The following is a 12,053-nucleotide window of genomic DNA, read 5'->3' as shown; positions in this document are numbered from 1 at the left end:
AAAGGCCACATCCCGAATCGATTAAGCCATTTTAAAAAGAAATGAATAGCTGTAAGCGCCATAAGAAAAGACGTTATGCCACCAGTCAGAAAGGCTATCCAATCAACGTTTACGTCTTTAGTCGCAACGTCTAGTAATTTGGCACTCGCTGCCATTGCAGTAATGGGAATGGCAAGCAGAAATGAAAATCGAGAAGCCGCTTCACGGCTTAATCCCAGTAGTAAACCAGCAGTAATGGTTGCACCAGAACGTGACGTTCCCGGAATGAGTGAAAATGCTTGTGCAACGCCTACCAAAGCAGCCTCTTTCCAGCTTAACGTTGAGAGTGTGCGTTGTTGATTTGGCCGCCAATCCGCCCAGCCAAGCAAGAAGCCAAACCCCAAGGTCGTGAAGAAAATTATTTCAACTGAACGTAGCTGGCTGTCGATGAATTCTAACAACAGCAAGCCTGTTATCGTTGCTGGAATAGTGGCTATGACCAGAAACCAAGTGAGCTTACCTTGACCAACAAAACGCTTTTGCGTGATTGAACTGATACCATCTTGCGTCAACACACCAACATCTTTGTAAAAATACAGAAGAACAGCGAGAAGCGTACCTACGTGGACAGCCAGATCAAAGGCAACACCTTGATCCTCCCATCCAGCTAACACAGGGGCCAGTATTAAATGGGCAGAACTGGAAATAGGCAGGAATTCAGTGATCCCTTGCAAAATACCAAGAAAAATGGCGTGAAGTAGCTCCATCAGCAGACCTCACGAGTAGCTGATAAGCATACTAAAATGGATTGATGATTCAATAGAAGTTCCTCAGGGGCGTGTGTTAACAATTACCAAAGACAAATGACAGCGCCCCCTGAACGCTGTGAAATGCCTTAGGTCTTGTCAATCCACTTGGACTTGGTTGCCACGAACCTGCGGGTTCGGAGACTGTTGACAACCAACTCAGTAAAAAACTGAGAGACTACTCCCCTAGAGTCGCAAAGAGTATATAGATTTTCTTCAGATTAACAAAGTTTTTTATAGTCTCATTGTTTTTTTAAAATAAATGTGATTTTTACTTCCTATTTTATTCAAATATCCCCCATAAAACGGGAATAATTTCCTTATTTAATCTCTATTCTTTTTGGGTAATCCATCATCTATCATTGAAAACAGCTTATTCAAATCGACACCATCCATCTTTTGGAGGTTATGCTGCCAACGAGCAAACCTTTCAAGTAAATTATCATTTAGGCTATTTAATCTATTATTTTCTGAGTTAAGCCTTTCATTCTCATTTTCAAGTTTTTCAACACGCTTTATAAGCTCAGCAATGGTTGCATCATCATTGTCTAAGTTTTCTAAGAGCTGGCTTAATTTATCAGAGCTATCAAATAGCGACTTGGCTTCTTCGATTGCAGTAGATTTTTTAGATCTAAGCTCTTCTTTCTTTAGGTCAAATGCATGTTTTATTTCATCATGCTTTGTGTAAGTGTGCCTTGATGGGGGGCGTTTTAAGCCCAATTCTGATTGAAGTTTTTCTGAAAGAAGATCATATGTGAGCTTACCGCTCCAACCATCAATGATGGCTAGAATCGTTTCTTTATTGTCAATTACAAAAGCCATTATGACTCCTCCAGATCAGATAATGCCAAGGCAGTAAGATCGAAAATTGGAATAACATTTTGCTCGTCAATATTGAGTGATCGTTTGACAGGGGAAGGGTCTAATTCGTCAGGAATCCTGATAGGTGTACCATCAGGTCTGTTTGGATCTTCCATCATAGCAATAATGGTTTTAATCTTTGATAACCTAAAGCCTAATGCAGTTACCCAGCGATCAGCACCGAAAACTATATCTCCTGCTTTAACGATTGCATCCTCTAGCTGCTCTTTATAAAGCTTCTCAAGGTTTTTAAGCTCTTCTAGGGTGTTAGGCAGTCCCTTAAGGCATTCATGGTCGCTACAGACCGCACAATCGCCATTTTTAACACACGGACTTTCTGCATAATTGTGAACGCAATAACCTAACCCTGTGAACTGAGCGACACCTGAGCGATTAATTCCGAGAGATTTAAGAGAGACAGGTAACCCTAAATCATGCAACACGATTGCCGGAGGTGGCGACTCTGATGTGTATGGCGATAAAAACTGATTGGCTTGAGCAACCGTCATAACACCTTCACCATTTGCAACATGACCAATACGCTTGGTTAACCGTGATTTTTGCTCTTGAGTTCTTCCATCGTAAGCTTTGTTTTGTTCAATATCAGCGCGACCCGACCACTTGGCAATCAACCAATCTTCTTCACCAGCCAGTTTCAACTTGGTGTTTAACCAATGCCTAGGTTGGTGAGTATTTAACTGTAATCGAGTACCATCTTCGTCTGTGATTGCCAATTCATCAAAGATTGATTCGATTGTCTCTTCTCCTGAAGGGCGATCTGAACCTATTGCATCACTTACAGAACCGTGCCCGGTCATTAGCCAAGAAAAAGGCTTAACATCAAACTCTTTGTGAAACTCATTTTCTCGAACTAACGTTATGCAATCCCAAAGCTTCACATCACCATAGTTGGGAAAGTCTTTTGTTTTATATTTTTGGTCAACAACAGAGCGAAGATCTCTATAACTAGGGAATTTTATACTAATCCCAGTAGGGTTATGAGTGTGTTTGGTCAGTATTTCGTTGTCCTGCGAAACTTTACACCCATTCAATAAATCCTTTTTCCAATCTGCCACATGATTGATTTGGCTTATTAAGTTACGTAACCATTTTAGTGAACCATTATGCGTCCAACTCATCTGTGTTCCGTTTGAATCCAGACCAGTCTTTAAGCACATTGCTTTTGCAAATTGATTATATGTTAACGGTTTGTCTTGAGGAAAATTAGCAGGTGTAATGCATTCATTATGTACTAAAAATACTTCTGGATTTTCATGAGCAAATTTCGCCGCAGCTCTAGCGGGAGCAGAAATATCAATGAGTCTGTCAAATGCCTGCTGTACGACATCCTCTAGTAGTTTAGGCACCCATTTTTTGACGGGATCTCCTCCTTTTGCAGGATGCCACATTAGATATAAACGTCCTTTTTCACTTCTTTGTAATGAGTTTGTTGTTAAACCATTAAGTTCTGTATTTCTACTCGGCTGACACATCAGCATAACGCATAGGCTAGTGAAGTATTTTTGACGAAGTGTTTTAGCTTTATGAAAGGCATCTGCCACTTGCAGCATTTGATAGTCAGAAGGGCATTTATCTTCCTCTTCTTTACGACTATCCTTATCAAGTTTAATTTTTGAATCAGATGGACGAGGGAATGGGTTTGACCACTCTTGTAGGTCTAGTTTGAATCGCTTGTCCTTGATGAACTTCAAAACCTTTTCAAGTGAAAGTCCAATATTGCGCTTGCTTCCAGTACTTAATCCACTGTTCTTAATCTGCTCCTCAACACTATTTATTACCGTGTTGGTGAGGTTCATAATATCAACGTCTGCTCTTTCATTTTGAGTCGCGTTTTCTTCTAGGGCATTGTAGATCCACACTAAAGATGAAGCCCAAGCGGTTGAATCTTTATGATTCAGCGACTGTTGGTATCGCACATAGGCTTTGGCAAAGTCAGCAAATGGCTGTTTGAACGGTATATATTTGGAATGGTTTACACTGTTTCCAAACACGATAGTTAATTTCTTTTCTCTTGCTGTTTTCCAAGACCATTTATCGCATTCCCATCCATTCTGAATTCCAAGAGGAGCTTCAAATTCATGATCATCAAAAAGCGTTAAATCGTTTTTTGCGAATGCTATGAACTCAGCATAATTTTTCTGGAAATCTAGTTTATGCTTGGGTGTAAATACCAATACATCAGACATTTAACGCTCCTTCTTTTTCCAGCTCTTGCTTTCTAGCATGACATTTTTGAATGACCACTTTGATCGCATCAATACTGCGATTGTGGCCTTGCAATACAAACTCACTTGCCCCCATCTTTCGCTTGCGATCACGTTCAGAAATAACACTTTTCAGGACTTCCGTATGAGGCGCATTTAGCCAGGGTTGAAATTTATTGCAGGTGTAACAATGAATTGTGCCATTTGCACAAAACCCAAATTTTCCGCAACTTCCCACAGGGTTACCATCATTGTTGTTAATTCGACTACGAGGATCATTGGCTCGAATTGCATCTTTTTCACTATCAATCAAAGTACCCGAAAATGCTTGCGCTAATGGCGTTAAATCAGATGCAAGTGCTTCATCAAGCCTATCAGCCATTTCTTCGTTGAACTCTGTATAGACTTTGACTTGCTGGGTATCTGACTGGCCTAATTCTTCAGCTATTGCATAGTCACTTGCACCTAGCATTGCCATATTGGTCGCATGGGTATAGCGGAATCGTCTGGGGTTGATATGCAAATCACCAAACCCGTCATCTAACTTAATCCGTGTTGTTTTTAAAGGGCAAAGGCGAGACAAGCGCCTGATCATTTCACCGACTGATGGGTTTGCTCCTTTGGTCCGTAAACATAATAAGTCAGGCGTACTTTGTTGTAGCTGTTCAAATTCATCAAAACTTTCTAACTTAGCCACTTCTCGTGTATTAAGGAAAATAGGGATTTGCTTCTTTTGGCTGGATGTCAATTTAATATCAAATTGCTCTTCAACAGCATTGATGGACTGATTTGCTTGTGCTGTAAGCACCAGCATTAAATCTTCACCAGTATCCTCCTTGGTTTGAAACGATCCTCTAAAGTTTTCATCACGTTTTTTGGCATTAGGGAGTTGTAAATCAAAATGCTCAACTCCTTCTTCAACCCTTGTTATTAAGTCACCATAATAGAGATAGGTGAGTTGAACTGGACGGGCACCTGTTTGTTGTAGCGCCATGATAAATGCATAGTCAGTCAACGAGATCAGTTTCTCGGTAAAAGCATCCACATACCAGTTTATAAAGGCCGTTTGTTCTTCATATGAGTACGCACCACTAAAAGGACAACCTAAGGCAACGGCTTTTCCTTTTTCATTACCAGAAAGTTTGAGTGAGTTAAGTAACTCAACGGTCTTTTTATCAACTCCTTTGATCTCTTTGTCATACCAGTCGAGTATAAATGCACGAATGTAACCAAGCTTATACTCTGTGCTTTTAGTGAGGGTCGCTTTGAAATTCACTATATGCGGTTCCCGAATAGCATCACTCACACCAATTGCAAAAAGTAATCGGCTAAACATGAATATATTCAACGCATAAGAAGAGGAAAATTCTGAAGCATAGTCAGCCAAGGCCAGTTTGAAATTATTTTCGAACTTTGGATCTAAATTTAACGAAGCGAGTAACTCAAAATTCAGCGACTTATTTGCATCTAATTGCCAAAGATCATCATACACATCAAATTCATAGTTAGCTTTGCTGTATCGCTTATCGGATTTCGTTCTAGTGCTTCTTGAACCTTGTAACTTGTTTGCTTTAACCGCCATGATGACCTCCTTCTGCTTTGTGCTTCATCTTCGCTTGCATTTTTTTACGTATCTTTTGCGCTTGTTTTCTTGCTGTTCGTTTGAGATATATCTCACCTGATTTGAGAGATGAATGTCCGTTTAATTCTGCTCGAAGTTCAAGTTCTCTTTGTTCTGTAATCGTATTTTCGTTGGCGTATTTTTTCGCTTCTTCATGCAAGCCTTCCTGCTCTAATCGTTTAACCTCTTGTTTAACAGCTTCTCTTTCCTCATCAATGGTGTCTGACAATTGATCATTGAAATAATGTCGATAAGAGTGAGGTGTAATAGCCCAGAAACGCTCTGGATTCACTGCTTTTATGCTATTAAAGATATCGTTAATGGTTTGCTGAATGATCGGTTGCCCAGATTGATAATGTCCCTCTTTGTCTTTGTGTGAAACAAATATAAATGGATGTGTTTTCGCTACTTTTGTACCAGCACGATGAACCTTGATATAGGTATTTAACAAGTCTCTAAGCTCTTTTGAGATAGAAACAGCTCTGCCAAGGGTCTTTGCCGTTGGCTCTTTTAAGCGAGGATCATCTTTACTGTCATGTCGTCTAACTACCGACAATGTTGGATTATCTGTATCTGTTCCTATGTCGCTGATCCGAAGCGCTAGTAACTCGGCACATCGAAACCCTGTCTCATACAACACTTGAACAATTAGATAGTTTCTAAACTTAATAACAGGGTTTTTAAACGGGTTGTATTTTGAATCTGGCTTAGCCACCTCAACAAAATCTTCAAAGACATCATCTGTAATCCCAGATTTATCCAAAGAAGTCTTTTTCGATTTTCCTTTTGGCTTACCACTCTTAAGTCGAGTTTTCATTTTATCTAACTCATCAAAAAGCTCGGCTGCGGTTGGTTTATGTTTGACTCGTTCTTTTCCAATAAAAGTCAAGAACTCGGCAATGTGAGCAATTCTAGATATATATTGAGATTTACCTATCGTGGGCTTGTCTTGTGATTTAGATAAGTGAAACTGTCCCATATCGACCACATTACTTGCAGTTTTCACGCTTAAAGCTTTGGCCTGATACGAACAGTGTTCCTTCAGATCCTTAATATCATCTCGACTGGGTACTTTACCGTTGTATATCTCGTCAAGAAGATCTCTACCGTTGATCTCCTCCCAACGTTTCAAATGTTTAATGTCTTTTAGATATTGCTCAATTGATGTTGCCGCTTTAGTCATTCGCAGTTTTTGCGTGACAAAGTGAGTAACCCAAAAATCAGGAACGCCATCTTTTCCTAATAAAAAGACGTAGCGCTCTCCACTTTTAAATTTCTTTACGGCAACTTTCATAAACACCCGCTAATAAACATTTATATTTGTTATAAAGTAATATAATAGATATTTTTAAGTTTTCAACATTAATTTTCTAATAAAACTAAAAAAGCCGCTATAAAGCGGCTTTTAAGATTGTTTTTCAACATTTAATATTTTGTCTTTGGTTAGAACGGAATATCGTCATCAAAGTCGATTGTTGGTTCCATAGGGTTTGATGCGCCACCTTGCGGTGCATTTTGCGGCTTAGGTGCAAACCCGCCTTGCTGTTGTGGTGCATTATTTTGCTGAGGTGCAAAGCCACCTTGTTGCTGTGGTTGGTACTGGTTATTTTGTTGTGGAGCCGGTTGCTGGGCAGGTGCAGATTGTTGCTGTGGAGCATAACTGCCTTGCTGACTATTCTGGCCTTGGTTATTTTGACCATAGCTACCGCTTTGCTGTCCGCCTTGGTTACCTTGATAACCGCCACTTTGTTGACCACCTTGGTTACCTTGATAGCCACCGCTTTGTTGGTCGCCACCGCGTGCACCTAACATTTGCATTTGACCTGTAAAACCATCAACAACAATTTCTGTGGTGTATTTTTCTTGGCCCTGTTGGTCAGTCCATTTACGAGTTTGAAGCTTACCTTCTACGTAAATTTGTGAACCCTTGCGGCAGTATTCGCCTACAATTTCAGCTAATTTGCCAAAAAATACCACACGGTGCCACTCAGTTTTATCAACCATTTGGCCAGTGTTTTTATCTTTATAGCTGTCTGAAGTTGCTAAGGTAATATTTGCTACACCATTACCATTAGGCATGTAACGAACTTCAGGATCTTGCCCTAAATTACCAACCAAAATTACTTTGTTCACACCGCGTGCCATGGAACCATCTCCTATAAACGTTAGATTAAACCAGCCACTCTTCGGGCTTGGTCTAGGTCAAATTCTTTATCATTAATCTTTAAGTAGCTTCGACTTTCATCGCGAACTACGGTTGCTTCTATTACGCCGGGTAAAGCAACTAACTGAGAAGCTAGTGTTTGTGCTTGCTCTTCAGAATCTAATTGGGTCATTAAACTAATAACTTTGCTTTTCGGTGGGACTTGCATTTTCCACGCAATAATAAGCCATATTACCCCAACAAGTGCCGCCGCCGCAAACACAGCTTGCGTACTGGTGGTTTGTGCTACATACCCGCCCAACATACCGCCTAAAAAAGCGCCTAAGAACTGGCTAGATGAATATCCGCCCATAGCGGAGCCTTTTTGGCTTGCAGGCGCAATACGCGACACAAGAGCCGGCATAGTGGCTTCTAAAAAGTTAAAAGCAACAAAATATAACAGCATGCAAACTGCAATGCCAACAACGCTATTAGCCCACATAGACATACTTAACATGCTGACTATTAAAACCATCACTGAACCAATAAAGGCTTGTTTTTCTTTCTCTTTTTTATTGCCACTATCATTACTGGCACCATTAAGAAAAATGCTAAAAACAAAACCGGGATATAAAGCTGCCAATGGTTTTCAGCCACGAGTCCATCTTTAATTAATTGGCTCGGTAATACTACAAAAATAGTCGTCAATGTTAAATGCAGCAATAATACGCCTGCATTTAGACGCGCAAGCTGCGGGTGTTTAATTAGCTTTTTAATATCGCTAAAGCTGGCGAGTGTATCGCCTTTAGGCGCTTTATTTATTGCACTGGGTACTAGCATAGTAACAATAAAAATTCCTAATACAGCCAGTATAGCAGTTAACCAAAACACCCCTGCTATACCCCATGAAGCTGCCACTATAGGTCCAAGTAGCATAGCGAAGGCAAAGCTCATACCTATGCTCATGCCAATCACCGCCATGACTTTTGGTCGTTGTTCGTCACGACTTAAATCTGATGCAAACGCTAACAATGCGCTGGCGATAGCGCCCATACCTTGCAAGGCACGCCCTACCGTTACCATTTGTATGGACTCGGCCAAAGCGGCAATCACTGAGCCCAAAGCAAATACAAGTAAGCCACCTACAATCACTTTTTTGCGACCAATTTTATCGGACAGTCGTCCCATTGGAATTTGTAATACAGCCTGCGTTAAACCATACGCACCAATTGCAAAACCTATCCAGATAGGTGAAAAGCCTTCAAGCGATTGACCATAAATAGCTAAAACAGGCATCAGCATAAACAAGCCGAGCATTCTAAATGCAAACACACTCGCTAACGATACGGCGGCGCGTTTCTCTCGTGAATTAAGTGAAGATGCGGTCATTATTTGCGTGATCTTACTGTGTGAAAAAATTAGGCAAGGATTCTATCACAAGCTTGGCAATAATTAATCGTCTATAACTAAGGATTTTTTCAATGATCAAGGATTAATATTGCAGCGTATTATGCGATACTGAACAAATAATTTTGGCAATAAACGAGATAGCATGGAAAACATTGAAGTCCGAGGCGCCCGAACGCACAATTTAAAAGACATCAGCCTAACCATCCCACGTGATAAACTAATTGTTATCACTGGCTTATCTGGTTCAGGAAAGTCATCGCTTGCATTTGATACGCTGTATGCAGAAGGGCAACGCCGGTATGTTGAATCACTCTCTGCTTATGCAAGGCAGTTTTTGTCATTAATGGAAAAACCCGACGTAGATCATATTGAAGGCCTTTCCCCTGCTATTTCCATTGAACAAAAATCAACCTCGCATAATCCCCGTTCAACCGTGGGAACCATAACTGAAATCTACGATTACTTGCGTTTAATGTTTGCACGGGTTGGCGAACCTCGTTGTCCAACTCATGATTTACCGCTTGCAGCGCAAACAATTAGCCAAATGGTCGATACTGCATTAGCGCTGCCTGAAGGCACTAAGTTAATGCTACTTGCCCCTGTTGTTAAAGACCGTAAAGGTGAGCATGTAAAACTATTAGAACAACTTGCCAGTCAAGGTTACATTCGTGCCCGTATAGATGGTGAAGTATGCGACTTATCCGATCCACCACCGCTAGATTTACATAAAAAGCATACTATTGAAGTCGTGGTGGATCGCTTTAAAGTCAAAGACGGCCAGCAACAACGTCTTGCGGAATCATTCGAAACGGCACTTGAAATGTCAGGCGGCGTTGCCAACATTGCTTTTATGGACGATAGCAGTGCTGAAGAAATGCTGTTTTCAGCAAATTTTGCCTGCCCAACCTGTGGCTATGCGATGACCGAACTTGAACCGCGTTTATTTTCGTTCAATAACCCTGCAGGAGCTTGTCAAAGCTGTGACGGTTTAGGTGTAAGACAATACTTTGACCCTAATCGCGTGGTTCATAACCCTGAAATAAGTTTAGCTGGCGGTGCAATTAAAGGCTGGGATAAACGCAGCTTTTACTATTATCAAATGTTGCAAGCAGTTGCACAGCATTACGAGTTTGATTTAGATGTTCCTTATCAAGAGCTTGAAAAAGATCATAAAAAAATTATTTTAGATGGCTCTGGTGATACTAAAATTGCATTTAATTACCGTAATGACCGCGGTGATTTAATTACACGTAATCATGTATTTGAAGGCGTGTTAAACAATATGAACCGCCGCTACCGCGAAACTGAATCAAACTCAGTGCGTGAAGAACTAGCCAAATATCAAACCAGCCAAGCATGCCCTAGTTGTAAAGGCTCACGTTTGCGCCAAGAAGCACGCAATGTATTTATTGGTCAAACTAACTTGCCAACCATTACGCATATGAGTATTGGTGAGGCGATGAGCTTTTTTGAAAGCTTGCACCTGACTGGGCAAAAAGGCCAAATTGCCGAAAAAATTCTAAAAGAAATTCGCGACCGGTTATCGTTCTTAATAAATGTAGGCCTAAATTACTTATCACTTGAGCGCAGCGCCGACACACTTTCTGGCGGCGAAGCACAGCGTATTCGTTTAGCGAGTCAAATTGGTGCTGGGTTAGTGGGTGTTATGTATGTACTGGATGAACCTTCAATTGGTTTGCACCAACGTGATAACGACCGTTTATTGAAAACCTTAGTTCATTTACGCGATTTGGGTAACACCGTTATTGTTGTAGAACACGATGAAGACGCTATTCGCGCGGCTGACCATATTATTGATATTGGTCCAGGTGCTGGCGTACATGGCGGCCATGTTATTGCTCAAGGTACGCGCGATGATATTTTAGCAAGCAAAGACTCGGTTACCGGCCAATTTTTATCGGGCGTACGTAAAATTGAGGTGCCTAAAGAGCGCCATGCTACTAACGATAAATGGCTAGAGCTGTTTGGAGCAACGGGTAATAACTTAAAAAATGTTGATTTAAAAATACCATTTGGCTTAATGACCTGTATTACCGGTGTATCTGGCTCGGGTAAATCAACGCTCATTAACGATACCTTATTTAAACTTGCCCACACTGAACTCAACGGCGCAACTACTGCAGAAGCAGCTCCTTATGGGTCAATTGCAGGACTTGAGCACTTTGATAAAGTAATTGATATTGACCAAAGTCCTATTGGCCGCACACCGCGTTCAAACCCTGCCACTTATACTGGTATTTTCACTGGTATTCGTGAGCTATTTGCAGGTACTCAAGAAGCCCGTTCACGTGGTTACAAAGTAGGTCGCTTTAGCTTTAATGTTAAAGGTGGCCGTTGTGAGGCGTGTCAAGGCGATGGCGTTATCAAAGTAGAAATGCACTTCTTACCAGACGTATATGTACCGTGTGATGTGTGTAAGGGTAAACGTTATAATCGCGAAACCTTAGAAGTACAATATAAAGGCAAAAACATCAACCAAGTGCTCGACATGACCGTTGAAGATGCCCATGACTACTTTGATAAAATACCGGCTATTGCACGTAAACTTAAAACCCTAATGGATGTTGGACTTTCTTATATCCGTTTAGGTCAAGCCGCTACAACACTTTCGGGTGGTGAAGCACAGCGAATTAAGTTAGCACGTGAGCTTTCTAAGCGTGATACTGGAAAAACCTTGTACATTCTTGATGAGCCAACCACGGGGCTTCATTTTGCTGATATTGAACAGTTATTAGTGGTGCTTCATCGCCTACGCGATCATGGCAATACCATTGTAGTAATTGAGCATAATTTAGATGTAATAAAAACTGCCGATTGGATCGTTGATTTAGGCCCTGAAGGTGGTGCTGGCGGCGGTGAAATACTGATTGCAGGTACACCAGAAGAAGTAGCTGAATGTCAGCGCTCACATACTGGGCACTACTTAAAACCATTACTTTAAATATACATTATTAAAAAAGTACTTATTAAAATTATACAAAAATAGC

At 40.9% G+C, this 12,053-nt stretch carries 7 protein-coding genes and 1 pseudogene; 1 reads left to right on the top strand and 7 read right to left on the bottom strand.

Going from position 1 to position 12,053, the window contains the following annotated elements:
- The 7 genes and pseudogenes from P20439_RS13200 to P20439_RS18550 form a co-directional block, all read right to left on the bottom strand.
- A partial coding sequence (locus tag P20439_RS13200; protein ID WP_036934075.1) for an undecaprenyl-diphosphate phosphatase occupies positions 1-746 on the bottom strand: 746 nt, incomplete at its 3' end.
- Positions 747-1,109: 363 nt separating this feature from the next.
- Entirely contained in the window at positions 1,110-1,607 is a 498-nt protein-coding gene (locus tag P20439_RS13195) for a hypothetical protein (protein WP_008467575.1), read from the bottom strand.
- Positions 1,607-3,853: a hypothetical protein gene (locus tag P20439_RS17960; RefSeq protein ID WP_008467573.1), complete on the bottom strand. Its 2,247-nt coding sequence runs from the start codon at positions 3,851-3,853 to the stop codon at positions 1,607-1,609. Before P20439_RS17960 ends, P20439_RS13195 begins: the two co-directional genes overlap by 1 nt.
- Complete coding sequence (locus P20439_RS13185; protein WP_008467572.1) at positions 3,846-5,453, bottom strand: site-specific integrase; 1,608 nt, start codon at positions 5,451-5,453, stop codon at positions 3,846-3,848. The genes P20439_RS17960 and P20439_RS13185 overlap by 8 nt, the downstream gene beginning before the upstream one ends.
- Positions 5,443-6,786, bottom strand: a complete 1,344-nt coding sequence (locus P20439_RS13180) for a site-specific integrase (protein WP_008467570.1) — start codon at positions 6,784-6,786, stop codon at positions 5,443-5,445. Before P20439_RS13180 ends, P20439_RS13185 begins: the two co-directional genes overlap by 11 nt.
- A gap of 149 nt (positions 6,787-6,935) precedes the next feature.
- On the bottom strand, positions 6,936-7,637 hold the full coding sequence (ssb, locus tag P20439_RS13175) for a single-stranded DNA-binding protein (RefSeq protein ID WP_008467569.1): 702 nt from the start codon (positions 7,635-7,637) through the stop codon (positions 6,936-6,938).
- Positions 7,638-7,657: 20 nt separating this feature from the next.
- A pseudogene (locus P20439_RS18550) lies at positions 7,658-9,024 on the bottom strand (MFS transporter).
- Positions 9,025-9,187: 163 nt separating this feature from the next.
- Between P20439_RS18550 and uvrA the strand changes: the two are divergent.
- Positions 9,188-12,007, top strand: a complete 2,820-nt coding sequence (gene uvrA, locus P20439_RS13165) for an excinuclease ABC subunit UvrA (protein ID WP_008467563.1) — start codon at positions 9,188-9,190, stop codon at positions 12,005-12,007.
- The last annotated feature ends 46 nt before the right edge of the window (positions 12,008-12,053 follow it).

This window comes from Pseudoalteromonas sp. BSi20439, from assembly GCF_000241165.1.
GTDB lineage: Bacteria > Pseudomonadota > Gammaproteobacteria > Enterobacterales > Alteromonadaceae > Pseudoalteromonas.
This window is presented reverse-complemented; position numbering and strand designations above follow the sequence as displayed.

What these genes read in the sequence shown, in the direction of transcription:
- P20439_RS13195 (WP_008467575.1), bottom strand. Translation starts at nt 1,607, where the DNA reads ATGGCTTTTGTAATTGACAATAAAGAAACGATTCTAGCCATCATTGAT.
- P20439_RS17960 (WP_008467573.1), bottom strand. Translation starts at nt 3,853, where the DNA reads ATGTCTGATGTATTGGTATTTACACCCAAGCATAAACTAGATTTCCAG.
- P20439_RS13185 (WP_008467572.1), bottom strand. Translation starts at nt 5,453, where the DNA reads ATGGCGGTTAAAGCAAACAAGTTACAAGGTTCAAGAAGCACTAGAACG.
- P20439_RS13180 (WP_008467570.1), bottom strand. Translation starts at nt 6,786, where the DNA reads ATGAAAGTTGCCGTAAAGAAATTTAAAAGTGGAGAGCGCTACGTCTTT.
- ssb (WP_008467569.1), bottom strand. Translation starts at nt 7,637, where the DNA reads ATGGCACGCGGTGTGAACAAAGTAATTTTGGTTGGTAATTTAGGGCAA.
- uvrA (WP_008467563.1), top strand. Translation starts at nt 9,188, where the DNA reads ATGGAAAACATTGAAGTCCGAGGCGCCCGAACGCACAATTTAAAAGAC.